The sequence below is a fragment of the Streptomyces sp. SS1-1 genome, assembly GCF_008973465.1.
In the GTDB taxonomy this organism is placed as follows: Bacteria; Actinomycetota; Actinomycetes; order Streptomycetales; family Streptomycetaceae; genus Streptomyces.
Window position 1 is genome coordinate 2,114,871 of sequence record NZ_WBXN01000004.1, and the last position, 23,498, is coordinate 2,138,368.

The 23,498-nt window shown below is 73.6% G+C and carries 24 protein-coding genes and 1 tRNA gene; 13 read left to right on the forward strand and 12 right to left on the reverse strand.

Annotation, left to right across the window (positions count from 1 at the left end; translation table 11 throughout):
- Positions 1-77: 77 nt before the first annotated feature.
- Positions 78-494, forward strand: a complete 417-nt coding sequence (locus tag F8R89_RS10825) for a transglycosylase SLT domain-containing protein (RefSeq protein WP_192806089.1) — start codon at positions 78-80, stop codon at positions 492-494.
- A gap of 93 nt (positions 495-587) precedes the next feature.
- Here F8R89_RS10825 and F8R89_RS10830 read toward each other — a convergent pair whose 3' ends face one another.
- On the reverse strand, positions 588-2,642 hold the full coding sequence (locus F8R89_RS10830; RefSeq protein ID WP_151783778.1) for a bifunctional glycosyltransferase 87/phosphatase PAP2 family protein: 2,055 nt from the start codon (positions 2,640-2,642) through the stop codon (positions 588-590).
- A gap of 269 nt (positions 2,643-2,911) precedes the next feature.
- On the opposite strand from F8R89_RS10830, the gene F8R89_RS10835 reads away from it, so the two are divergent.
- Positions 2,912-3,583 carry an O-methyltransferase gene (locus F8R89_RS10835; RefSeq protein ID WP_151783779.1) on the forward strand — a complete coding sequence of 224 codons (672 nt, stop codon included), beginning with the start codon at positions 2,912-2,914 and terminating at the stop codon, positions 3,581-3,583.
- Between the two features lie 15 nt (positions 3,584-3,598).
- On the opposite strand, the gene F8R89_RS10840 is transcribed toward F8R89_RS10835, so the two are convergent.
- Entirely contained in the window at positions 3,599-3,991 is a 393-nt protein-coding gene (locus F8R89_RS10840; RefSeq protein ID WP_151783780.1) for an FHA domain-containing protein, read from the reverse strand.
- Positions 3,992-4,089: 98 nt separating this feature from the next.
- Between F8R89_RS10840 and F8R89_RS10845 the strand changes: the two genes are divergently transcribed.
- A complete protein-coding gene (locus F8R89_RS10845; protein ID WP_151783781.1) occupies positions 4,090-4,533 on the forward strand; it encodes a DUF1992 domain-containing protein in 444 nt (147 codons plus the stop codon).
- On the opposite strand, the gene F8R89_RS36170 is transcribed toward F8R89_RS10845, so the two are convergent.
- Together F8R89_RS36170 and F8R89_RS10855 are read right to left on the reverse strand one after the other, a co-directional pair.
- Entirely contained in the window at positions 4,522-5,190 is a 669-nt protein-coding gene (locus F8R89_RS36170) for a hypothetical protein (protein WP_192806090.1), read from the reverse strand. The two genes, F8R89_RS10845 and F8R89_RS36170, sit on opposite strands and share 12 nt — an antisense overlap.
- 5 nt (positions 5,191-5,195) lie before the next feature.
- Entirely contained in the window at positions 5,196-5,738 is a 543-nt protein-coding gene (locus tag F8R89_RS10855) for a hypothetical protein (RefSeq protein ID WP_413251246.1), read from the reverse strand.
- A 190-nt stretch (positions 5,739-5,928) separates the two neighbouring features.
- On the opposite strand from F8R89_RS10855, the gene F8R89_RS10860 reads away from it, so the two are divergent.
- A complete protein-coding gene (locus F8R89_RS10860) occupies positions 5,929-6,420 on the forward strand; it encodes a GNAT family N-acetyltransferase (protein ID WP_192806091.1) in 492 nt (163 codons plus the stop codon).
- 76 nt (positions 6,421-6,496) lie between these two features.
- Here the strand turns inward: F8R89_RS10860 and F8R89_RS10865 are convergent, their stop codons facing one another.
- Positions 6,497-8,566: an MDR family MFS transporter gene (locus F8R89_RS10865; protein ID WP_151783784.1), complete on the reverse strand. Its 2,070-nt coding sequence runs from the start codon at positions 8,564-8,566 to the stop codon at positions 6,497-6,499.
- A 284-nt stretch (positions 8,567-8,850) separates the two neighbouring features.
- Here F8R89_RS10865 and F8R89_RS10870 point away from each other — a divergent pair, with 284 nt between their 5' ends.
- Entirely contained in the window at positions 8,851-9,744 is an 894-nt protein-coding gene (locus F8R89_RS10870; protein WP_151783785.1) for a peptidoglycan-binding protein, read from the forward strand.
- A gap of 157 nt (positions 9,745-9,901) precedes the next feature.
- Here the strand turns inward: F8R89_RS10870 and F8R89_RS10875 are convergent, their stop codons facing one another.
- Positions 9,902-10,570 (reverse strand): HAD family hydrolase, encoded by a 669-nt coding sequence (locus tag F8R89_RS10875; protein ID WP_151783786.1) that lies wholly within the window; start codon positions 10,568-10,570, stop codon positions 9,902-9,904.
- A 238-nt stretch (positions 10,571-10,808) separates the two neighbouring features.
- Positions 10,809-11,387, reverse strand: a complete 579-nt coding sequence (locus F8R89_RS10880) for a TMEM165/GDT1 family protein (RefSeq protein ID WP_151783787.1) — start codon at positions 11,385-11,387, stop codon at positions 10,809-10,811.
- A gap of 372 nt (positions 11,388-11,759) precedes the next feature.
- On the opposite strand from F8R89_RS10880, the gene F8R89_RS10885 reads away from it, so the two are divergent.
- The 4 genes from F8R89_RS10885 to F8R89_RS10900 all read left to right on the forward strand — a co-directional run bounded on the left by F8R89_RS10885 (position 11,760) and on the right by F8R89_RS10900 (position 15,681).
- The gene (locus F8R89_RS10885; protein ID WP_151783788.1) at positions 11,760-12,404 is read left to right on the forward strand and encodes an HNH endonuclease family protein; all 645 of its coding nucleotides are present in this window, start codon (positions 11,760-11,762) and stop codon (positions 12,402-12,404) included.
- Positions 12,405-12,495: 91 nt separating this feature from the next.
- Positions 12,496-14,136, forward strand: coding sequence for an alkaline phosphatase D family protein (locus F8R89_RS10890; protein ID WP_151783789.1), 1,641 nt, complete (start codon positions 12,496-12,498; stop codon positions 14,134-14,136).
- 167 nt (positions 14,137-14,303) lie between these two features.
- Positions 14,304-14,924, forward strand: a complete 621-nt coding sequence (locus F8R89_RS10895) for a DedA family protein (protein ID WP_151783790.1) — start codon at positions 14,304-14,306, stop codon at positions 14,922-14,924.
- Positions 14,925-15,048: 124 nt separating this feature from the next.
- Positions 15,049-15,681 carry a hypothetical protein gene (locus tag F8R89_RS10900; RefSeq protein WP_151783791.1) on the forward strand — a complete coding sequence of 211 codons (633 nt, stop codon included), beginning with the start codon at positions 15,049-15,051 and terminating at the stop codon, positions 15,679-15,681.
- A 12-nt stretch (positions 15,682-15,693) separates the two neighbouring features.
- On the opposite strand, the gene F8R89_RS10905 is transcribed toward F8R89_RS10900, so the two are convergent.
- Both F8R89_RS10905 and F8R89_RS10910 read right to left on the reverse strand, forming a co-directional pair.
- On the reverse strand, positions 15,694-15,924 hold the full coding sequence (locus F8R89_RS10905; protein WP_151783792.1) for a DUF2277 domain-containing protein: 231 nt from the start codon (positions 15,922-15,924) through the stop codon (positions 15,694-15,696).
- Between the two features lie 40 nt (positions 15,925-15,964).
- Complete coding sequence (locus tag F8R89_RS10910) at positions 15,965-16,690, reverse strand: class I SAM-dependent methyltransferase (protein WP_151783793.1); 726 nt, start codon at positions 16,688-16,690, stop codon at positions 15,965-15,967.
- Between the two features lie 135 nt (positions 16,691-16,825).
- On the opposite strand from F8R89_RS10910, the gene F8R89_RS10915 reads away from it, so the two are divergent.
- Positions 16,826-17,167 carry a hypothetical protein gene (locus F8R89_RS10915; RefSeq protein ID WP_151783794.1) on the forward strand — a complete coding sequence of 114 codons (342 nt, stop codon included), beginning with the start codon at positions 16,826-16,828 and terminating at the stop codon, positions 17,165-17,167.
- A 46-nt stretch (positions 17,168-17,213) separates the two neighbouring features.
- Here the strand turns inward: F8R89_RS10915 and F8R89_RS10920 are convergent.
- Positions 17,214-17,285: transfer RNA gene (locus tag F8R89_RS10920), tRNA-Val, on the reverse strand.
- A gap of 220 nt (positions 17,286-17,505) precedes the next feature.
- Between F8R89_RS10920 and F8R89_RS10925 the strand changes: the two genes are divergently transcribed.
- The 3 genes from F8R89_RS10925 to F8R89_RS10935 all read left to right on the forward strand — a co-directional run bounded on the left by F8R89_RS10925 (position 17,506) and on the right by F8R89_RS10935 (position 20,002).
- Entirely contained in the window at positions 17,506-18,276 is a 771-nt protein-coding gene (locus F8R89_RS10925) for a DUF4097 family beta strand repeat-containing protein (protein WP_151783795.1), read from the forward strand.
- 73 nt (positions 18,277-18,349) lie between these two features.
- Complete coding sequence (locus tag F8R89_RS10930) at positions 18,350-19,771, forward strand: hypothetical protein (protein WP_151783796.1); 1,422 nt, start codon at positions 18,350-18,352, stop codon at positions 19,769-19,771.
- A gap of 9 nt (positions 19,772-19,780) precedes the next feature.
- On the forward strand, positions 19,781-20,002 hold the full coding sequence (locus F8R89_RS10935; RefSeq protein ID WP_151783797.1) for an FmdB family zinc ribbon protein: 222 nt from the start codon (positions 19,781-19,783) through the stop codon (positions 20,000-20,002).
- Between the two features lie 160 nt (positions 20,003-20,162).
- Here the strand turns inward: F8R89_RS10935 and F8R89_RS10940 are convergent, their stop codons facing one another.
- Together F8R89_RS10940 and F8R89_RS10945 are read right to left on the reverse strand one after the other, a co-directional pair.
- Positions 20,163-20,987, reverse strand: a complete 825-nt coding sequence (locus F8R89_RS10940) for an HAD family hydrolase (protein ID WP_151783798.1) — start codon at positions 20,985-20,987, stop codon at positions 20,163-20,165.
- Entirely contained in the window at positions 20,987-23,437 is a 2,451-nt protein-coding gene (locus F8R89_RS10945; RefSeq protein ID WP_151783799.1) for a phosphoribosyltransferase, read from the reverse strand. The genes F8R89_RS10940 and F8R89_RS10945 overlap by 1 nt, the downstream gene beginning before the upstream one ends.
- Between the last annotated feature and the right edge of the window lie 61 nt (positions 23,438-23,498).

Below are 23,498 nucleotides of genomic sequence, written 5' to 3' on the forward strand. Positions count from 1 at the left end.
GGGCCTCGGCGCCGACGCATGCCGGGCCCTTGTGGCCGGCCCGCCCGCGGCCCCCGTCCCCGTACGAAAGGTTCTCCGTGTCCGCCGTCTCCGCCTTCCGCCGCCTCTCCGCCCCGAAGAAGGCCCTCGCCGGTACGGTCCTGGCAGCCGCCACGGCCGGCACCCTGCTCGCCTCGGCGCCCGCCCAGGCCGCCACGGGCGACGCCTCCTCGGCCCAGCGGGTCGCGCAGAAGATGATCGCGGACTCGGCGCAATTCCAGTGCTTCTCCAAGATCGTCGACCATGAGAGCGACTGGAACCCGCACGCCACCAACTCCTCGTCGGGCGCCTACGGACTCGTCCAGGCGCTGCCGGGCGACAAGATGGCCGAGGCGGGCTCGGACTGGAAGACGAACCCGGCCACCCAGATCAAGTGGGGCCTCGACTACATGAAGGACCGCTACGGCAGCCCGTGCGGCGCCTGGGGCTTCTGGCAGTCCAACGGCTGGTACTGATCCGGCCGACCCTGTACCGAAAGCGGCGACCCACGATCCCCGGGTCGCCGCTTTCGTCCGTCACGGCACGCCGGCGCTCGGGCGCGTACCGGATCAGCTCCGAGTACGGCCCCTCACCGCGGCCCGCGGATCGCTGCGGTTGCGCTTCTCCCCCGCGGTGACCGTCCGGGCGCGCGGGCCCTGGAACAGGTACGTCACCGCGAAGCCCGCCGCCACGACCAGCGCGCCGCCCACCGCGTCCAGCACCCAGTGGTTGCCGGTGACGACGATCGCTGTCGCCGTGAGCAGCGGGTGCAGCAGGCCGAGCGCCTTCATCCAGCGTCTCGGGGCGAGCACGGCGACGACCACACCGCACCACAGGGACCACCCGAAGTGCAGGGACGGCATCGCCGCGTACTGGTTGGTGAGCTCGGTGAGGGTGCCGTAGTCGGGCTGGGTGAAGTCCTGCGGGCCGTTCACGGTGTCGACGACGCCGAGGCCCGGCATGAGGCGGGGCGGCGCGAGCGGGTAGAGCCAGAAGCCGACCAGGGCGAGGAGCGTCGCGACGCCGATCGCGGTGCGGGCCCAGCGGTAGTCGACGGGCCGCCGCCAGTACAGCAGGCCCAGGATCACCAGTGGCACGCCGAAGTGGAACGACTCGTAGTAGAAGTCGAAGAAGTCCCGCAGGCCGCCGGCCGCGACGACGGCGTGGTTGGCCCAGCGCTCGATGTCGATGCCCAGCGCCCGTTCGACGGAGTGGATCTGCGCCCCGTGCTCCTCGGCGGTGGCCCGCCCCGACGCGGAGGACGGGCCCGCGGCGGCGAGGCGGATCTGCGCGTAGGCGTAGTAGGTGACGCGGATCAGCACGAGCTCGAAGAGCAGGTTGGGCCGGCTCACCGCCCGGCGCAGGAAGGACACGAGCGGGATGTGCCGGAACCGGGACGGCACCGGGTCTGCGTACCGCGTCGGCACCGGGGTCCGCCAGTACGGCGAGGTGCGCGGCAGGAACGGCACGACGACGGCCGTGGCGAGCGCCGCGCACAGCACGAGATCGGCGCGCAGCGGCTGGAAGACCACCTTGTCCGGCACGAGCGTGTCCGCCGGCAGTGTCATGACCAGCACGATCGCGACGGGCCACGCGTACCGGTCGCCGGCCCGCCGGCCGACCCGGCCGACGACGGCGAGCAGCACCCACAGCAGCTGGTGCTGCCAGGCGGTGGGCGAGACGACGATCACCGCGCAGCCGGTGACGGCGACGGCGAGCAGGAGCTGCCCGTCGCGGGCGTAGCGCACGGCGCGGCGCAGCGCGAGGACGGCGACGGCGGCACCGAGGACCAGCAGGAGGACGATCTCGAGGGGCCCGGTCAGGCCGAACCGGAGCAGGGCGCCGTGCAGGGACTGGTTGGCGAGGCCGTCGGCGGGCCCGCCCAGGCCGAGCCCCGCGATGTGGTGGACCCAGTAGGTGGCCGAGTCACGGGGCATCGCAGCCCAGGCCAGCAGCGTGCAGGCGGTGAACGCGGCCCCGGCGGACAGGGCGGCCCGCCGCCGTCCGGTGCACCACAGCAGGGGCGTGAACAGCAGCAGGGTCGGCTGGAGGGCCGCCGCGACGCCGATGAGCACCCCGCTGAACCGCTCCCCGCGCACGGCGAAGCAGCCGAGGAGGACGAGCAGGACCGGGATGATGCTGGTCTGGCCGAGGTGGAGGGCGGTGCGCACCGGCAGCGACACCATCAGCAGGCTGATCGCGACGGGCGCGGCGAGCACGGCGGTGCGCCGGCCGACCGGCGGTGGCAGGGCGCGGGCGGCCACCAGCCCGAGGGCGACGACGAGGAGGAGGGTGCCGAAGGTCCAGCCCCAGCCGAGCGCCTCCTCGGCGGCCCGGGTCAGTGGCTTGAGGACGAGCCCGCCGAACGGGGTGCCGGTGAACCGCTCGGAGTCGTACAGCGAGCCTTCGAGGTGCAGGACGCCGGCCGGGCCGACCCAGGTCTCCAGGTCGGTCAGCCGCTCGCCGCGCGGGCTGCCGAGGACGGCGGCCACCTGGCGGGCGCCGAGGAACGCGGCGACCATCCACAGGCCGAGCCGGATCGCCCGCACACGTGCCTGGACGGTGCCGGCCGCCGTGGCCCCGGCTGCCTCGGCCGGCCGCCCTCGGTGCTCCGCCTTCGCCACGCCTCGTCGGCCTCCCGCCCCGATGTGCCCCGCGGGTCGACGGGGATCTTCGCAACGCCGGACGGCTCGTACCGTCCTTCGGGGAGAAGCAGGCATGCCCCATTTCGCCTGACATCTTCACCTTTTTCCGTGACGATAGTCGGCGGTCCGCCCGTTCGCCTCCGGTGAGGCGGCGCGCGGGTGGCCCCGGGCGCCGCGCCGTCGGGGATCCTGGAACGTCAGCCGCGATCCGGCCGGTGCGCCCGGCCGGCAGTCCGAAAGGCCATGCGATGAGCGAGTCTCAGCTCTGGGGCGATGTCGACGCGTACTTCACCGACCAGATCGCACAGGAGGACGACGCCCTGGAGGCGGCCCGGCGCGAGAGCGACGCGGCGGGCCTGCCGAGCATCAGCGTCACGGCGCCGCAGGGGAAGCTGCTGCGGCTCCTCGCCGAGATCCAGGGCGCCCGCAGCATCCTGGAGATCGGCACGCTCGGCGGGTACTCCACGATCTGGCTGGCCCGCGCGCTGCCCGCGGACGGCCGGCTGGTCACGCTGGAGTACGACGCCCGGCACGCCGAGGTCGCCACCCGCAACCTGGCGCGGGCGGGCCTGGACCGGATCGTGCAGGTGCGGGTCGGCCCGGCCCTGGAGTCGCTGCCGAAGCTGGCCGACGAGAACCCCGCGCCCTTCGACCTGGTGTTCATCGACGCCGACAAGGCGAACAACCCGCACTACGTGGAGTGGGCGCTGCGGCTCACCAGCACGGGCAGCCTGATCGTCGTCGACAACGTGGTGCGGGGCGGCGCCGTCCTCGACGCGGACAGCGACGCGCCGGACATCCGGGGCACCCGGGCCGCCGTGGAACTGATCGGCCGGCACCCCCGGTTGACCGCGACGGCGGTGCAGACGGTGGGCGCCAAGGGCTACGACGGGTTCCTGCTGGCCCGGGTGCGGGCGTGACCGGGGCGGGCGCGCTCAGCCCTCGTGGTAGAAGCCGACGTTGACGCTGCGCGGGGCGGTGCGGTCGTGGACGACGATCTCGCCGCTGCCGCCCCTCGGCAGCGACACGGTCTGGCCGTACCCGATGGGCCGCACCTGACCGGCGACGGTCATCCCCACCTCGGAGGACGGGTCGGCCTGCGAGCCGCGCAGCCAGGTCACGTGCCAGCTGCCGTCGGCGGCGCACTGGAACTCCAGGTGGACGCGGGAGACGAACAGCCAGTCGTCGGGGGTCGCCAGCCGGCACACGGACTTGTCCCGGCCGACCCGGAGCACGGCGCCCGGCTCGCTGGGCGCGTCGGCCATGAGCATGCCGGCCGTGGCGCCCTCGTCCGCCGCGGACACGGCGGCCATGGTGAGTTCGAGCACGTGCGCTCCTCCTGAAACGTCCTTGCCCGACGGCCGGTTCGACCATCGACGCCGCATGATAAATCGCCCGGCGCGATCGTGTCCGGCACAATGAACTCATGACCGAGCGAAAGCCCCCCGGTGTGCCGTTCGAGTCCTGGGTCGACCATCAGATCAGCGAGGCGCAGGGGCGCGGCGACTTCGACCGCCTGCCCGGCGCCGGCCGGCCGCTGCCGCGCGATCTGGAGGAGCCGTATGACGAACTGTGGTGGGTGAAGCGCAAGATGGCCCGTGAGGGCCTGTCGGTGCTGCCCCCGGCGCTGGCGCTGCGCAAGGAGGCGGAGGACGCGCTGGAGGCGGCGTACGCGGCGCCCACGGAGCGCGCCGCCCGCAAGATCGTCACGGACGTCAACGTCAAGATCCGCGACATGCTGCTGAAGCCGCCGCCCGGCCCTCCCCTGGGCCGCCGGCCGTACGACGTCGACGAGGTCGTACGGGAGTGGCGGCAGCGCCGGGAGGGACGCCGGGCGGCGGCGGACGGGACGGACGGGTCAGACGTGTAGCAGCCGTTCGGCCAGCTCGCGGTAGTCGCGCAGCGCCAGACGCAGCTGCTCGGTGTCGGCGGTCGCGTCGGAGTCCTGCCAGGACCCGCGCAGCGTGCGGCGCCGCTCGGCCAGAGCCTCGGTGAGGCGTCCCAGCAGGTCCTCGACGGCCCCGTCGGCCTCCTCGACGGCGGCCCGCGGCCGGTCGACGAAGTGGGTCACGGCGTCCCGCACCCGCAGCTCCAGCCGGTCCCGCTCGCCCTCCGGAAGGAGGGCGGCGTGCGCGGCGCCGGTGGTGCCGTGGGTCCCGGTGCCGGTGCCGGGGGTGGCGTGCTCGCCGGTGCCCGGGGTGCCGGGGGCGTGGGTGCCGTGCGTCTCGTGCGTGCCGTGAGTAGCGGTGCGGTGGGTGCCGTGAGTACCGGTGCCATGGGTCCCGGTGCCAGGCACGTCCTGCGTGCCGCGCGTCCCGTCGGTCTCGGGTGCCGTCCCGGCGAGGGACTTGGTGTCCGGGCCGGTGCCGGGGGTGTGGCGCTCCCCGGCGTCGCGCAGGCCGGCGGCCTCCTGCGTGCCGCCCTCGCGCGTGCCGGTCCGTCCGTCGTCCGGGGCGGTGGGCCACCGGTCCGGGGCGGTCCCGGTCCGGGCGTCCTCGCGTGCGTCGGTGTCGGTGACGTCCTTCATGTGCCTCAGCTCCTCCCCGCATGGGTGCGTTCGGGGGTCCGTCGGGGCCCTCCGACGAGTTCCTCGAACAGGCCGCGCCCCTCCAGCAGGGCCGCGCGCATCTCCTCCGTGTCGGACCCGTTGCGGGCGACGTGGTGCAGGTGCCGGTAGCCCTGCACATGGGGAGCGTGGTGGACGGCGAGCGCCTCCAGCTGCTCCTCGTACCGGTCGCCGGCCGGGAAGCCACGGGCCGCCGCCACCTCGGCGAGCAGCCGCTCGGCCTCCGTGACCGCCTCGCGGGGCGCGTCGACGAAGTGCTCCTGGGCCGCCGTCCAGCGCGTCTCGAAGCGCTCGGCGTCGGCCGGGTCCAGGGCGCGCTTCTTCAGCCCGCCGTGCCGCTCGACGAGTTGGGCGAGCTCGTGCTCGGCCGCCTTGGTGTCCCCGTCGTGGCGGGCCACGGCCCGTTCGTATTCGGGGCCGAAGCGCCGCTTCAGGCCCCGGCTGCCCTGGGCACCACGGGTGCGCAGGGCCAGGGCGGCCACGCCGAGGACGACGACGACCGCAATCACGATCAGAATGATCACGCCAGTTGACATGGACGTCGGGTTGCCGGTAAAGGGCGTCTCAAACGGCCATCGGGCGTACAGGATACGGCCGTTCACGGTATACGGCTTTTGTCCGTCCTTCCGTCCTCCCGCGAGGCCGTCCCCCGAACTAACGAGGTGCCTCCGCCCGGACCCCGGTGCCACGATGGCGGCCATGTCCTGGACCGTCACCCCCGAACTCCCCGACTCCCCCGCCGCCGTCGCGCTCTGGCGGGCGTACTACACGGAGGTCAGCGACCGCTGGTACCTGCTGCACGAGGGGCGGCGTACCGACCCGGCGGAGCTGGAGCGGGAGATCGCCGCGCCCACCTGGGACGAACTGCGGCCCCCGCGCGGCGCGTTGCTGGTGGCCCGGTGGGCGGGCGAGCCGGCCGGCACGGCGGGTGTGCGGCTGCTGGACGCCGAAACGGCCGAGCTGACACGGGTGTTCGTCGGCGACGCGCTGCGCGGCCGGGGCGGCGGCCCGGTGCTGGTGCGGGCCGCCGAGGAGGCGGCGCGGGCTCTCGGCGCCGCCCGCGTGGTCCTCGACACCCGGCACGACCTGGTGGAGGCCCGCGCCCTGTACGCCCGGCTCGGTTACGCGGAGACCGCCCCGCACAACGACGACGTGTACGCCGAGCACTGGTTCGCCAAGACGCTGGCCTGACGCCCGCCACGGCTCCCGTCTCGGCGCGCCTCCCGTCTCGGCACGCTTCCCGTCGCGGCTTCCGCCTCGCCCCGGCTCACGCCTCCGCGGGCCGCACCCCGTTGTGCGGCTGCTCCCGGTCGGAGCCGCACAGTTCGGAGTTGAGCTCCTTCACCAGCTGGACCAGGTCGGTGGGCCGGTCGGGCCCCCACCAGTCGCCCAGCATCTCGGCCAGAGACTCCTCCCGGACGCGGGCCAGGTCCTCGGCGACCTCGCGGCCCCGGTCGGTGAGCACGAGGTCGACCCCCTCACGGACGGCCAGTCCGCGGCCCTCGATCTGCCGGGCGGCCTCCAGGACGACCCGCAGCGGCACGGAGGTGCGCTCGGTGAGGACGACCGGCTCGACCCAGCCGTACCGTTTGATCCGCAACAGCAGCCAGCTCGCCGCGGGCAGCAGGTCGTACCCGGCCCGCTCGGTGATGGTCGCGTAGATCCGCCGGCGGCCCTCCCGGGTACCGAGCACCGACAGCGCCCGGCACACCTCGTCGTACGAGGAGCGCTCGACCGGGTTGCTGGCCAGGGTCTCGGTGACGTCGGGGGCGGTCACCGAGCCGCGCAGCTTGTCCTCGCGCAGGAACCAGGCCAGCAGGAAGCCCAGCAGGGCCACGGGGACGGCGTACAGGAACACGTCGGTGATGGCCGTCGCGTAGGCGTCGAGCGCGGCCGGGCGCAGAGCGGCGGGCAGTCCGGCGATGCCGCGCGGGTCGGCCTGCAGGCCGTCGAGGGAGGCGCCGGGCGGCAGTTCCACGCCGCGGAAGGCGTCCACGAGGAGGTCGTCGAGCCGGTTGGCGAAGATCGTGCCGAAGATGGCGACGCCGAACGAGGCGCCGATGGAGCGGAAGAACGTGGCGCCGGAGGTGGCGACACCGAGGTCCTCGTAGGGGACGGCGTTCTGCACGATCAGCACGAGGACCTGCATGACCAGGCCGAGGCCGAGCCCGAAGACGAAGAAGTACACGCTCATCAGGGCGGTGGAGGTGCCGGTGTCGAGCTGGTGCAGAAGCAGCAGGCCCAGGGCGGTGACCCCGGTGCCGGCGATCGGGAAGACCTTCCAGCGGCCGGTGCGGCTGACGATCTGCCCGGACCCGGTGGACGACAGCAGCATGCCGGCGACCATCGGGAGCATGTGGACCCCGGACAGGGTGGGGCTGATGCCCTGGACGACCTGGAGGAAGGTCGGCAGGTAGGTCATCGCGCCGAACATGGCGAAGCCGACGATGAAGCTGATGACGGCGGACAGCGTGAACGTGCGCACCCGGAACAGCTTGAGGGGCAGTACGGGTTCGGCGGCCCGCCGCTCCACGGCGACGAAGACGAGCCCGAGCACGACGGAGGCCACGGCGAGCCCCACGATCTGCGCCGAGCCCCACGCCCACGTCGTCCCGCCGAGGGACGCGACCAGCACCAGGCCGGTGGCGACGGCGGCGATCAGGAGGGTGCCGAGGTAGTCGATGACGTGCTTGGTGCCCCGGCGCGGGATGTGCAGCACGACGGCGATGACGGCGAGCGCGACGACGCCGACGGGCAGGTTGACGTAGAACACCCACCGCCAGCTCAGATGCTCGGTGAACACGCCGCCGAGGAGCGGCCCGAGGACGCTGGTGGCGCCGAACACCGCCCCGAACAGCCCCTGGTAGCGGCCGCGTTCGCGGGGCGGGACGATGTCGCCGACGATCGCCATGGACAGCACGATGAGGCCGCCGCCGCCCAGCCCCTGCAGGGCGCGGAACGCGATGAGCTGGGTCATGTCCTGCGCCATGCCGCACAGGGCGGAGCCGACGAGGAAGATGACGATGGCGATCTGGTAGAGCCGTTTGCGTCCGTACTGGTCGCCGAGCTTGCCCCACAGCGGGGTGGCGGCCGTGGACGCCAGCAGATAGGCCGTCACGACCCAGGACAGGTGCTCCAGACCGCCGAGGTCGCTGACGATGGTCGGCAGGGCGGTCGACACGATGGTCTGGTCGAGCGCGGCGAGCAGCATGCCGAGGAGCAGCGCGCCGATGGAGACGAGGACGTTGCCGGGCACGTTCTCGTGCGGCTCGGCCCGCCTCTTCGGTGGCTGCGTGTCCCGCACACCCCCCGCACTGCCGTGCGCATCCCCGGCCATGAAAGACCTCCCGACGGTCTCGTTTTCCCCTCCATCGTGATCGCTGTATCCCGTTATGGCCTGTTGAGTCCTCCGGGGAGCGGGTCTTCTCCGGGGTATGCGAAGAAGCCGTGGAGGGCGTCTGCATAATCTGGGGAGTTCGCGAGGGGAGGGACCGACGCGTGACGGAGCCGAGGGGAACCGAGGGGGCCGGGGGCACAGAGCGCCCGGACGGCCGTGCGTGCCCGCGGTGCGGGACGGCGAGGGCGGCCGACCGCACCCCGGAGTGCGGCTGCGCCCAGGACGTGTCGGACGCGCTGCGTGAGGCGCGTACGGCCGAGGCGGCCGCGGCGGAGGACTTCGATCCGCTGCGCATACGCCCATACGTGGAGCTGGAGGGCGAGGGCGCGCCGGACGAGGGGGAGACGATGGCGCTGCGCGCGGTCCCGGCGCCGGCCTCCGCGCTGCCCACGCCGCTGGCGCCCGGGGCGAGCGCGCCGAGCGCCCAGGACCTGAGCCTGTTCGACCCGGCCACCGCCACCCTGCGGGTCGTGGACCGGGGCGGCAGCGGCACCGCGGGGGACGGCCGGCGCCGGCGGACGGTCCTGCTCGGCGCGGGCGCCGCGGTGGTCGCCGTGGTCGCGGCGGCGGGCCTGGCGAGCGGGCTGTTCGCGTACGACGCCCCGTCGCGGGACGAGGCACAGCCGAAGGACGTCCGGGCGGGCGTGCCGGCGCCGTCGGCGAGCACGTCGGAGACGACACGCGCGCCGGGCGCCACCGCCGTCGCCCCGTCGGCCTCCGCGTCGGCGTCGGCGTCCGCGTCCCCGTCCACCGACCCGACGGAGTCGTCGTCCCCGTCCCCCTCCGAGACCGGTGCCTCCCCGACACCGTCCCCCTCGGCCGAACCGGAACAGAGCCCCAGCACGGCCGCGAGCACCGCCCCGGCGGACGGCAACCTGGCGGCCGACCCGGAGCCGCCCGTGCTGCGCCGGGGTTCCCAGGGCCCGGAGGTCGTCGAACTGGAACTGCGCCTGACCCAACTGCGCCTGTACAACCGGCCGGCCCGGGGCACCTACGACCAGCACGTGACGGACGCGGTCTCCCGCTACCAGTGGGCCCGGGGCATCTGGCCACAGGAGTGGGGCGTGTACGACGCGAAGACACGGGAGCGCCTGGAGTCGGAGACCAGCGAGCCCTGACACGTGACGACGAAGCCCGTGATGATCAGCCTGTCCGGCGCTTGAGGACGAGGCCCGTCCAGGGCCGAAGCGGGGGTCCGGGGGCGGCAGCCCCCGGGGACGGGACGGGCAGGGGCGGCGGGGGCGGGAAAACCCGGCCCGAGCCCCACGCGGGCCGTCAGCCGACGACGAGCCGGATCGCCCCGCCCTCGCCGGCCTCGACCCGCACCTGCCGCAGGTCCTGAACCAGCACGTCGGGCCCATGAAGCCCGGCCCGCGGCCCGACCCCCACGACCCGCATCCCCGCGGCCCGCCCGGCCTGGATACCGGCACCGGAGTCCTCGAAGACGACACAGTCGGCCGGATCGACACCGAGTTCGGCGGCCCCCTTGAGGAAGCCCTCGGGGTCCGGCTTGCTGGCACCCACGGACTCGGCGGTCACCCGCACATCCGGCAGCGCGAGCCCGGCGGCCCCCATCCGCGCGGTGGACAGCGCGACATCGGCCGACGTGACCAGGGCGTGCGGCAGCCCACTCAGGGAGGCGAGGAACGCGGCCGCGCCGGGCACCGGCACCACGCCGTCCATGTCGGCGGTCTCCTCGGCGAGCATGCGCGCGTTGTCCGCGTGGTTCTGCTCCATGGGCCGCCCGGGCAGCAGCAGCGCCATCGAGGCGTACCCCTGCCGTCCGTGCACGACCTTCATCACCTCGTCGCCGTCCAGCCCGTGCCGGTCGGCCCAGCGGCGCCAGATGCGCTCCACCACGGCGTCGGAGTTGACGAGGGTGCCGTCCATGTCGAGCAGGAGGGCGCGGGCGGTGAGCACGGTGGGGACGGCGGCGGCCGGCATCGACGACTCCAAGCGGGGGGTGTGGCGCGGGGGTGCCGGGGCGGCCTGGCGGCCCCCGGGAGGGACAAGGTGGATCCGCCCGCCGGTCAGGGAAAACGGGCGGAGCCACTTTGTTTTTCTACGGTACAAAACCGAGGCCCGTTCGCGCCACCGCATCCGGAAACGTTCACCGGCCGTTCGGCTCGCGTCGTACGGGTCACGGGTACCCGCCGTACGGGTCACGCGTACCCGCCGGCCGTCAGGCGATCGCCTCGTAGAGGCTCCACACGCCCAGGCCGAGCATCACGAGCGCCGCGATCCTGGTGATCAGCTTCAGCGGCACCCGGCGCATCAGCGCCTTGCCGCCGACGATCCCGAGGGCGGCCACGCTCCACAGCGCCAGCACGGCGCCGATGCCGACGGAGAGCGGGTCGTCGTAGCGGGCGGCGAGGTTGGCGGTCATGATCTGCGTCAGGTCCCCGAACTCGGCGACCAGGATCAGCATGAAGCCGGCGCCGGACACCTTCCAGAAGGACTGGTTCTCCGGCTTGCGGATCTCCTCCTCGCCGTCGTCCTTCTTCAGCAGCAGCACGGCCGCGCCGCCCAGGAAGAGCAGGCCGGTCACGGCGTGCACGATCTGCTGGGGCAGCAGCGTCAGCACGCTGCCGGCCGCCACGGCGAGCACGACGTGCACGGTGAAGGCGGCGGCGACACCGGCGAAGACATACGACGCGCGGTAACGGGTGCCGAGCACGAGTCCGGCGAGCGCGGTCTTGTCGGGCAGTTCGGCGAGGAAGACGACGCCGAAGACGACGGCCGCCACGGTCAGGCTGATCAAGGGTCCTCAATCGGTCGGGGCTGCCCCGCCGAGAGTGTGTTCCGCACTGCGACACCTCGGCACGGCAGCGCACGGGTCGCCCGCACCGGAGGTACGGACGTGCACTGCTTGCCGAAGGTCTCGCTGGCCGACCCCATGACCGAGGTCCGCCTCCGGGCGCCGGCTCAGACGAGCTGAGCAGTATGTCGACGGTCCGGCGAAGAGCTACTCCCCTTCTGCTGCCCCCATCATACGCGAAACGTTTCGCCGTAAACCTTGTTATGTCATGTACGCGCCACTAACTTCTTACCGCGCGCACACCTCCCCGCAACACGGCGTCGCGAGCATGCCCATGCCCGGACGCCAACACCCCCACCCCACAAGGGAGTTCGCATGCCCACGTTCTACGCGCGTCGACGCGTCAGCATACTCGCGGCGCTGACCGGCGTCATCGCCTCCGCCGGACTCTTCAACGGCCCGACGGCCTCCGCCGCCCTCCCCACCCCGGTCAGCGCCGCCACCGCGCGCGGCTACCTCTCCCAGCTCACCGTCGCCGCCGAGAACCGCACCGGCTACGACCGCGACCTCTTCCCGCACTGGATCACCCAGTCCGGCACCTGCAACACCCGCGAGACCGTCCTCAAGCGTGACGGCACGAACGTCGTCACCAACTCCGCCTGCACCGCCACCAGCGGCAGCTGGTACTCCCCCTACGACGGCGCCACCTGGACCGCCGCCTCCGACCTCGACATCGACCACGTCGTCCCGCTCGCCGAGGCCTGGGACTCCGGCGCCGGCTCCTGGACCACCTCCCGCCGCCAGGCGTTCGCCAACGACCTCACCCGGCCCCAGCTCATCGCCGTCACCGACAACGTCAACCAGTCCAAGGGCGACCAGGACCCCGCCACCTGGATGCCCTCCCGCACCGCCTACCGCTGCACCTACGTCCGCGCCTGGGTGCAGGTGAAGTACTACTACGACCTCTCCGTCGACTCGGCCGAGAAGTCCGCCCTCACCTCGTACCTCGCGAACTGCTGAGCGCCGCGATCACCGTGAATCCGTGATCGCAGGGGCCTGTCGGTCCCCCTCCGTCGTTCCGTACCGTACGGGGCGACGGAGGAGGCATCACGTGGCGGAACTGCGCCTGGGACCACTGCTGAGGTACGCCGACGACTCGGCCGCGACCATATGGGTCGAGACGAGCCGCCCCTGCACCGCGGAGGTACGGGTCGCCGGCCGGTCCGCCGGCACCGCGGACACCTTCCAGATAGCCGGCCACCACTACGCGCTGATCCCCGTGACCGGACTCGCCCCCGGCACCGACCACCCCTACGAGGTGCACCTCGGCGGTGCCCGGGTGTGGCCGCCGCCCGGCTCGCCGTTCCCGCCCTCCGTCATACGCACGTCCGCGACCGGCGACCCCGTACGTCTCGCGTTCGGCTCCTGCCGCTGGGCCGCCGCCCCCGCCGGTGAGAAGGACCCTGTCGGCCCCGACGCCCTCGACACCCTGGCCACCCGCATCGCCGCGGGACCCGACGGCGAACGCCCCGACGTCCTCGTGCTCCTCGGCGACCAGGTGTACGCCGACGAGACCTCCAAGGCGACCCGCCGCCTGCTCGCCGCCCGCCGCGACCTGGACGACCCGCCCGGCGCCGAGGTCGCGGACTACGAGGAGTACACCGCCCTCTACTACGAGTCCTGGCTCGACCCCGAGGTGCGCTGGCTGCTGTCCACGGTGCCCAGTTGCATGATCTTCGACGACCACGACGTGATCGACGACTGGAACACCTCCGCGGCCTGGCTCGCCGACATGCGGGCCACCCCCTGGTGGCGCGAACGCCTGCTCAGCGGCCTCATGTCGTACTGGGTGTACCAGCACCTCGGGAACCTCTCCCCCGGCGAACTCGCCGCCGACCCGCTCTACGCCGCCGTCCGCGCGGTCCCCGACGGCACCGAACTGCTGCGCGACTTCGCCTGCCGGGCGGACGCCGAACCCGCCTCCGTGCGCTGGAGCTACCGGCGCGACTTCGGCCGCGTACGCCTGCTCATGGTGGACACCCGCGCCGCCCGCGTCCTCGACGAACAGACCCGCGCCATGCTCGACCCCGGCGAGTCGCGCTGGCTGCGCGAACAGGCGCTCGACGCGCCCGAGACCTGCGACCACCTGCTCATCGGCACCTCCCTGCCCTGGCTGCTGCCCCACCTCGTGCACGACGCCGAGGCCTGGGACGCCGCCCTGTGCCGGGGCTCCCGCGGCGAGCGCTGGGCCCGCTTCGGGGAGAAGCTGCGGCGGGCGGCCGACCTGGAGCACTGGGCGGCCTTCCCCGAGTCCTTCGACGCCCTGACCGACCTCGTCGCCGAGGCCGGGTCCGGCCCGGACGCCCCCGCCACCGTGTGCGTCCTGTCCGGCGACGTCCACCACGCCTACGTCGCCGAACCCACCTGGCCCGGCGACGAGGGCCCCCGCGCCCGCGTCCTCCAGCTCACCTGCTCCCCCGTGCACAACGCGATCCCCGCCGCCATCCGGTTCGGCTTCCGCTTCGGCTGGAGCGCGCTCGCGCGCGGCCTCGGCGGCCGGGTCGCCGGACACGGCCGCTCCCGGCGCCCCACCATCGACTGGCGCCGCACCGGCGGGCCCTGGTTCGGCAACCAGCTGATGACCCTGACCCTCAGCGGACGCAGCGCCCGGCTACGGCTCGAGCAGGCCCGCGCGAGACGCGGCGCACCCGCACGGCTGCGGACGGTCATGGAGACCGACCTCACCCGCTGACACCCGTCCGTGCGACGAGCTGGACAGATCACACCGAACACACGAGCCCCCGATGAACCGGATGTCACACCAGCGGCGTACGCTGTATGGCTGACACAGGCCGCTCCTGCCGCTCCCCCGCGACACCGCGGCACGGTTGGCCACGGGGGTGAAACCGGGGAGTTGCGGTGCTCGAAAGTCTCGCGGACGTGGGATCGCTGACGGCGGCCCCATGGATCTACGCGGCCGTCGGGCTGTCGGTCCTGCTGGACGTGTTCCTGCCGGTCCTGCCCAGCGGCGTCCTCGTCATCACCGCGGCCACGGCGGCGGCCGCCGGCTCCGGCGCCGCGACCGGCCAGGTCCCCGACGACGTCCCCGACATCCTGGCCCTCATCCTGTGCGCCGCCACGGCCTCCGTCCTCGGCGACCTCGTCGCCTACCGGCTCGCCTGGCGCGGCGGACCCCGCCTGGACCGCGCCCTCGCCCGCTCCCGCCGGCTCGCCGCCGCGCAGGAACGTCTCGGCGCCGCGCTGTCCCGTGGCGGCGGCGCCCTCGTCGTCCTCGCCCGCTTCGCCCCGGCCGGCCGCTCCCTGGTCTCCTTCGGCGCCGGCGCCACCCGCCGCAGCCCCCGCGACTTCCTGCCCTGGTCCGCCGTCGCCGGCCTCGCCTGGGCCGTCTACAGCGTCGCCCTCGGCTACCTCGGCGCCCAGTGGCTCGGCGCGACCTGGGTGGCCACGCTCGTCTCCGTCGCGGCCCTGTTCGGCGCCGGCGCCGTGGCCACGTTCCTGGTCCGCCGCAGCCCGGCCTAGAAGTCCGTCCCCGACCACACCCTCCCGTGACCCTGAGTGGCCGGGAGGCCCCTCCGCGTGCACGATGGGTCACATCGAAGGCCGCCTGGCCCGGCCGATGTGTTCGCGTCCGAAAGGGACCCCCATGAGCGCTCGCGCGCCGAAGGCGACGACACCACCCCGACGGCCCCGCGCACGCACCGCCCTGGCCGCACTCCTCCTCGCGGTGCTGGGCGCCACGGGACTCGCCGCGTGCGGCGGGGACGACGACGGCGACGGCGCCGCGTCCGCCCGCCCCACGCCGACACCCCCCGACACGGCCTCCTTCTCCGGCTCACCGGCACCCGGCCTGTCCTCCCTGGAGGCCTCCGCCCGCGAGCGCGCCTCGGCCGCCGCGTCCTCCGCCTCCGCCCGCGCCTCCGAGTTCGAGGCCTCGGTGTCGGCGGAGGTCAAACGGGCCAACGACGCCGCACAGAAGCAGCTCGAGGACGTCAAGGGACGCGGCAACGCCACCGCCGACGTCTCCCTCACCGGCAAGCCCCGCGCCGACACCGGCAACCTGCTGGCCGTCGTCGTCGCCATCACCAACCGCACGGACAAGACCGCGTCCTACGCCGTGCAGGTCGACTTCCGCGACCCGGACGGCAAGGTCGTCGAGACCCGGTTCGTCGGCGCCGAGGACCTCGAGCCCGGCGAACGCGCCGAGCCCGTCGCCATCAGCCGCAAGCCCCCCGAGCCCCGGCTGACCGCGGAGATCGCCAAGGCGCAGCGCTACTGACGCCGGGCCGGCTCACCCCGCCTGCCGGGCGGCCTGCCCCCTGACCTCCAGGCCGTCGAGGAGCTCGGCCGTGGCCTGCGCGATCACGTCGACGGCACGGTCGAAGACCTCGCGGTTGTGCGCGGCCGGGGCCCGGAAACCCGACACCTTGCGCACGTACTGGAGGGCGGCGGCGCGGATCTCGTCCTCCGTCGCCTCCTCGGGCATCGCGGGCGGACGGAGTGTCTTGATGCTGCGGCACATGCGCCCAGTCTCCCCCCGACGGGCCCGCCGCGTGAATTTCTCAGGGACGCCGCGCGACGAAGACGAACTCCCGGCCCGGCCGGTCGGGCGCGTCCCGCACCTCGTCCACCACGAACCCCGCCGCGACCAGATCGGCCTCCACCTCGTCACGCTCGCGGAACCGCAGCGTCGACTCCGAGGCCAGCACCGCCCCGTCCGCGCCGAACACGAAGTTCGACCGGAAGGACACCAGCGGCAGCCGCACGTCCAGCAACTCGAACCACGTCTCGACCGCCCCGACCCCCGGCACCTCCGTCACCCGGCGGGACCGCTCGGGCGTCCACTCCTCCCAGGCCCGCCGGGCCGGATCCCGCGTCTCGAGCACCAGGCGCCCGCCCGGCCGCAGCGCCTCACGGGCCCCCCGCAACGTCCCCCGCCAGCCGGCCGGTTCCACGACGGCCTGTGCCACGTTCGCCGTCATCGTCGCGAGGTCCACCCGCAGCGGCGGAAGCGCCGTCGCGTCCCCGTGGATCCAGCGCACCCGCTCCGCCCCCGGCTTGGCCCGGGCGACATCGACGGACGCCAGGGCGGGATCGACACCGACGACCTCGATCCCCCGGTCGGCCAGCAGCAACGCGAACACCCCCGTGCCACACCCGATGTCCAGCACGCTCCGCGCCCCGAACTCCTCGGCGATCGCGGCATAGACGTCGAGGTCACTGCGGTCGGGGTCGAGCGGGTCGTACAACGCGGCGAGCCACGGATGCCCGAAAGAGTCGTCCACCATGCGCCCGACCGTAGGCGGCCGGACCACGCCCGGACCACCGGATTTCCGCGTCCACATACGCCCCCCACACACCCGTTCGCATGAACCTCCCGAAGCGACTCGCACCCCTAAATCGAACAGGCGTAGCATTGAGCCGTGGCTACGCCCTATGACTTTCCGAGTGACCTCCGCGCCGGTCAGGAGGAGCTGCATCAGGTCCGGGCCGAGCTGTCGGCCCTGCTGAGAAGGCTCCCCTGGTCGGTCGTGCCCCTGGACGGCTTCAGCGACGACAACGGCTGGCGCAAGATCGAGCGCCCGGCCTCCCCCGGCTGGACGGAGGACGAACAGGCCGAGGTCGAGAAGCTGCGCCGCCGCGAACACGAACTCGCGGTGTTCGTCAGCGGCCACCGCTTCTGGTCGCAGCTCGACGGGGCGGCCCGGGTCGACGCCCGGATGAAGCTCAAGCACACGCACGAGAGGCCGGAGGAGACCCCCTGACACGCGAAAGGACCCCGGTCACCCGACCGGGGTCCTTCCTTCCGTGTGGGCGCGGACGGTTTCGAACCGCCGACATCCTGCTTGTAAGGCAGGCGCTCTACCCCTGAGCTACGCACCCGAGAACGAGTCGACAGCCTACATTGTCCCCGGCGTCGAGCCGCAAACCCATATCCGGGGTCCCGGGCCTCCCCGGGCGGCCCACCACCGGACCGGGGGCTACCCCCACCCCCGGTCCGGTGGTGGGCCGGATCCTCTCGCGGCGGATGCGTCCGTACGGTCGGAGCATCGTCGGAGTCCGGGCCGTGGACGGGTCCGGAACAGTTCAGGGGGAGATCGTCATGGCCCGTACCGTTCCCGCTCGGATCGCCGTCGCCGGGGTGCTCGTGGCGCTGGTCGCGGGGGTGAGTGCGTGCGGGGCGTCCGCCGATGACGACAAGGAGCCGGAGCACCGGTCGTTCGCGCTGGAGGGGCGGACGCTGACCGTGGACTCGGACGACTCGGCGCTGGAGATCGTCGCCGCCGAGGGGCACGAGGCCGGAGCGGTGGAGGTGACGCGGTGGTTCGAGGGGTCGGTGATGTTCGGGGACGATCCGAAGGTGACCTGGTCGATGAAGGACGACCGGCTGGTGCTGCGGGAGAAGTGCTCCGGGGTGGTCGCCGACTGTGCCGCCAAGCACCGGATCGAGGTGCCGCGCGGGGTCACCGTTCGGGTGCTGGACGGGGACGGGAGTGTGCGGGCGCGGGGGTTCGAGGACCCGTTGCACATCAAGACGGGGGACGGGTCGGTGCAGGTCAGCGACTCCAGTGGGGCGCTGGACCTGGAGACCGGGGACGGTTCCGTGCGGGTGTTCGATGTGACGTCGCGTGAGGTGCGGGCGAAGTCCGGGGACGGGTCGGTACGGCTGTCGCTGGGGAGCGTGCCGGATCTGGTGGAGACGCGGAGCGGGGACGGTTCGGTGACGGTCGAGGTGCCGCGGGCCGGGTACCGGGTGGACGCGGAGGCCGGGGACGGGTCGGTCGACGTGTCCGTGCCGCGGGACGCCTCCAGCTCCCGGCGGATCAGTGCGCACAGCGGTGATGGGAACATCACCGTGCGAACGGTGAACTGACCGGCCCGTGTGTTCGTCCTTCACCGGTGGGAGAATGACACCGGCAGGGTGAATGACAGCACGGGAGAGGGATGTGACGGCGACACCTCCGCAGCCGAACTCGCCGTCCGTGCCGCCCGTGACGCGGCGGCACCGTCCTGTACGCCGGGTCCGATCCCGTGCGCTCGGGGCCCTGGCCCCCCTGATGCCGGCCCTCGCCCTTCCCGTCGTCGCCGTCCTCGCGCTGCCTGCCGCGTTCGCGGGCGGGGGGACGCGGCGCTGGTTCGGCGGGCGGGCGGAGAACCAGCGGGCGGAGGCGCAGGCCGCGAAGGACGCCGCCGCGGCCGCCTTCTACGAGCTGGACACCGCGCAGCGGGATCTGCGGATCTCGATAGAGACGATCGCGGCCGTGGACGACTCGCCGGCAGCGCGGCGGGCGATCGAGGGCTTCGACGCGCTGGGCCGGCGGATCGACGAGGCGAGCCACCGCTATATCGAGGCGGTCGACGCGCACGATCTGGACCGTGACGACCTGGAGGCCGCGGCGGCGGGCCGGGCCCGTGCGGAGCTGAGCCGGGCGAAGGACGACCTGGACGGCGTACGGCGGGAGCTGGAGCGGTTCGCGGACGGGCTGGGGCCGCTGCTGGGGAAGGCGGAGACGCAGCTGGCGCGGTTGGCGCCGGCGGTGGAGCGGGCCCGGCAGGGGCTGCTCGCGGCGTCGAACGCGCTGGACGCGGTGCGGGAGTCGGGTCTGCGGGCGGACGATCTGGCGGCGCGCCTCGCGGCTCTGGGGCCGGAGCTGACGCTGCTGAACGAGGGTGCGGGGCGGCATGGTGTGCCGCAGACGCTGGAGCGGGCGGAGCGGGTCGCGCGGGAGGCCGGGGCGATCCGGGCGGAGGCGGAGCGGCTGCCGGAGCGGGCGGCGGAGATCGACCGCCGGCTGGTGTCGCTGCGGACGCGGGCGCAGGCGCTGACGACGCGGGCGGAGCAGGTGGAGCCGGTGCTGAGCGAGTTGCGGCGGCGGTTCACGGCGGCGTGCTGGCAGGACCTGCAGGGGGTGCCGGAGGCGGCCGCGGAGAATGTACGGCAGGCCGAGGTGAAGCTGCGGGAGGCGCGGGCGGCGCGGGACGCACAGCGCTGGCCGGACGCGACGGCGTTGCTGTCGACGGTGCGGGCGTTGCTGAACACGACGGACGAGTCGGTGTCGGCGGCGGGTGACCGGCTGCGCCGGCTGAACGCGGTGCAGAAGGATCCGCAGCAGGAGATCGACCGGACACGGTTCGCGATCCGGGACGCGCAGCGGCTGGCGATGGCGGGGCGGAACACGCCGGATCCGCGGCACGCGCGTCCGCTGGACGAGTCGGTGGCGCGGCTGGAGCGGGCGGCGGGCTCGCTGGAGGGCCGGCATCCGGACTACTGGCACTTCCTGACGGAGACGGAGGCGGTGCGGCAGTCGGTGGCGCGGGTGGTGGCGCAGATCCGTGAGGAGCGGGGCGGCGGTCATGGGCCGGGCTAACCTGGGGTCATGCCTCGCTACGAGTACCGCTGCCGCAGTTGCGGCGACACGTTCGAACTGAGCCGGCCGATGGCGGAGTCGTCCGCTCCGGCGAGTTGCCCGGCCGGGCACGACGACACGGTGAAGCTGTTGTCGACGGTGGCCGTCGGCGGGACGGCGAGCGCCCCCGCGGCGCCCAAGGCGTCCGGCGGGGGCGGTGGCGGCTGCTGCGGCGGGGGCTGCTGCGGCTAGTGCTGTGACCGGAAAAGTTCACCGGCTCGCGGCGCCCGGCACGGCACCTCGCCGCGTTGTCGCATGACCCGAGTACATCCAGTACGCGGGTCATGCTCCGCCTTGCGATGCACCGCACCGGACGCCGCGAGCTTCCCGGCGAACCTTCCCTGTCACAGCACTAGCCCGTTGCGCCGGCTGTCGTGCCGGCCGCCTTCAGGAACTCCCGCAGGATGCGTTCGCCCGCGAGGACGCCTCGTTCGGGCAGGGCGGTGACCGCGGGGGCGGTGAAGTCGGTGTCGGCGAGTTCGCCGTGGCCGGGGCGCCAGCCCCGGTCGGCGGCGAGCAGCAGGTCGGCGTCGAGCAGGGAGTCCCCGGCGGCGAGGGTGAGTTCGGCGCCGGTGCGGCGGGCGAGTTCACGCAGGGCGGCGCTCTTGGTGAGCGGTTTGGGGACGGCGTAGATCTTGCGGCCCTGGAGGGAGACGGTCCAGCCGCGGTTCTCGGCCCAGACGGCGAGTTCCTTCACCCATTCCTCGGGGAGCAGTTCGCGTTCGACGACGAGGTAGGCGAAGAGGTCCTCGGCGACGCGGTGCTTGCGTACCCAGGCCGGGGAGGCGGTGGCCATCAGGTGGTCCTGGACCTCGGCGAGGGGTGCGCACTGGTCGGCGAGGCGGGCGGTGACCTGGGCGTGCCAGTCGGGGTCGGAGACGCCGTCGACGAGGAGGTGCCCGCCGTTGGCGCAGATGGCGTAGGTGGGGGGCGGTCCGGGCAGGTTGATGCGCTGGTACTGCTTGCGGGTGCGGGTCGTGGTGGGGACGAAGAGGGCGCGGTCGCCGAGGTCGGTGAGCAGCTGGGCGGCCGTCTCGGTCATGTAGGACAGCGGTCTGCTCTCGTGCACCTCGACGCAGAGCAGACGTGGGGCGCGGGCGTCGGGCATGGTGAGCGCGAGCGCGGCGGAGCTGTAGATCAGGGTCCGGTCGAGGTCGCTGGCGACGATGACGGGCATCAGAGGTTCACCGCCCGGCCGTCGGCGCCGGTGGCGCCGCGGGTGTACTTGGGGTGGATCAACCCGACGCAGGTGTAGGGGAGTTCGGGGACCTCTTCGACGGGTACGCCGCGTTGTGCGGCGAGCAGGCGGACGTGGTCGAGGTCGGCGCCGGCTCCGGCGCGGGCGAGGATCTTCCAGGGGACGCGGCGCAGCAGGACGCGGGTGGTCTCGCCGACGCCGGGCTTGACGAGGTTGACGTCGTGGATGCCGTACTCCTCGCTGATGCGTTCGACGGCGGCCCAGCCTTCCCAGGTGGGGGTGCGGTCGGTGGAGAGGAGTTCCTTGGCGGTGGCGTCGACGCTGTCGGTGACGTCGGGGAAGCGGGCGGAGACGGCGTCGAGGAAGGCGACGGAGACGTCGGAGCCGGCGAGTTCGCGGTAGAACTTGGCACCGTGGAAGTCGTGCGGGCCGACGAGGTCGGCGCGCAGCACGGTGCGGGAGATCAGGCCGGAGACGGTGGAGTTGAGGCAGGCGGACGGGATGAGGTAGTCGTCGCGGGTGCCGTAGGTGCGGACGCAGGAGCCGGGGTCGGCGAGCACGGCGATCTCGGGGTCGAAGCCGGTGATGCCGTCGGTCGTCTCGAACTCGCGTATCGCGGTGGCGAGTTCGCGGGTGATGGCGCCCTTGCCGGTCCAGCCGTCGACGAAGACGACGTCGCGGGGGTCGTGGTGGCGGGCGAGCCAGCGCAGGGCGTTGGCGTCGATGCCGCGGCCGCGCACGATGGACACGGCGTAGTGGGGCAGTTCGAGGCCGTGCCGGAAGTGGGCCCAGCGGCGCATGAGGATGCCGACGGGGGTGCCGGCGCGGGCGAGGGAGACGAGCACGGGCCGGGGTGAGCGTTCGGCGAGGACGATCTCGGTGACGGCGCCGACGGCCTGGGCGAGGCGGGCGGCGGACTCCTCGAGGGCGCTGTGGAAGAGCTCCTGGTACTGCTCGCTGGGCTGGTACTCGACGGGCAGGGATTCGGCGTAGTGGGCGCCGCCGCTCTGGATGGCCTCCTCGCGTTCCTCGGTGGGTGCCTCCAGGGTGACGTCCGAGAGGTCCTGGAGCAGCCAGCCGACCTCTTCCGGGGCGTACGAGGAGAAGGCGGGGCCGCGCAGGGGCTCGGGCAGCATCGGGGGCCTTTCGGGCAGGGCGAGGGGTCCGGGGGTGTACGAGGGGACGACGGCCAGCAGGACGTGCGGGGTCTGGGCGGCGAGCTGGGCGAGGAGTCCGTCCGGGGCGTGCAGGGCGGGGGTGTCGGCGGTGGAGTCGACGACGGTGACGACGGCGTCGAAGCCGGCGCCGGCGACGTTGTAGGCGTAGCGCTCGCCGGGGCCGTCGGCGGGGTCGTCGTGGGCGGGGAAGACGAGGCGGGTGCGTATCGCGTAGCCGGGGTCGTCGACGGCGAGGACGGGTGAGCGGGTGGTGGTGGAGTAGCGGACGTCGAGGCCGGTGGTCTGCTCGAGTTCGCGGGCGAGCCGCAGCGGCGCGTACATGAGTTCCTCGAAGCCGAGGACGAGGACGCGGCGGGCGCCGTCGGGGAGGGCCTGGGCCAGGCGGGCGGCCATGGCGGGCAGGGCGTGCTCCAGCCGGGTGCGGTGGGCGGGCGTGAAGCCGTGCCGGCCGCCGTCGGGGAGGCCGGCGGGCCAGTGCAGGTCGACGCGGGTGGGCGCGGGTGCCGTGCTGCCGGTGGGGGCCGGGGGCGGGGTCTCGTGGCGTGCGACGAGTTCCCGGCCCTTCTCCAGTACGCCGTCGGGGAGCCGTACGGTGCCGGTGGCGGCGGTGACGAGGTCGACGCGGGCGCCGATCTCGCGGGCGAGGTCGTCGAGGCGGCCGGCGTCGGCCGGGGAGCGCATGTCGACGAGGGCGACGACGACGTAGCGGCGGCGCGGGTAGCGCTCGTGGAGTTCGCGGATGGTGTTCAGCACCGTGTTGCCGGTGGAGAACTCGTCGTCGACGAGGACGAGGGGCCCGTCGCCGACGAGGAGGGTGGGGTCCTCGGGGAGCAGCAGGTGGGAGGTGGCGTGGGAGTGGGACTCCTCGAAGCCGCCGGCGCGGGCGACGCCGGGGACGGGGCGGCGGGTGGAGTGCAGGTAGGGCGCGAGGCCGAGGCCGTCGGCGACGCAGTGGCCGAGGCCGGTGGCGGTCTCGGCGTAGCCGAGGACGACCGCGGCGGCGGCGTCCTCGTCGCCCAGCAGGTCGCGGACGCGGCGGCCGAGGCCGTGGCCGGCGCCGTGGACGACGGTGGGCGACTGGGGTACGTGCTTGCCGAGCACGTTCGAGACGAGGAGGTGGGCTCGTTTCGGGTTGCGGCGCAGGGCCAGGCCCAGCAGGTCGGTGAGCGTGTCGTCGCCCACGAGCTGGACTCCGAGCCGTTCGGCGACCCAGCTTCCGGACCAGACCCCGTTGTTCACTGCGTTGTTCATGCGTCCCTTGGATCGAGGGGCCGGGCGTCCCGTCGTGGGCCCGGCCGAGCGGTTGCCGGTC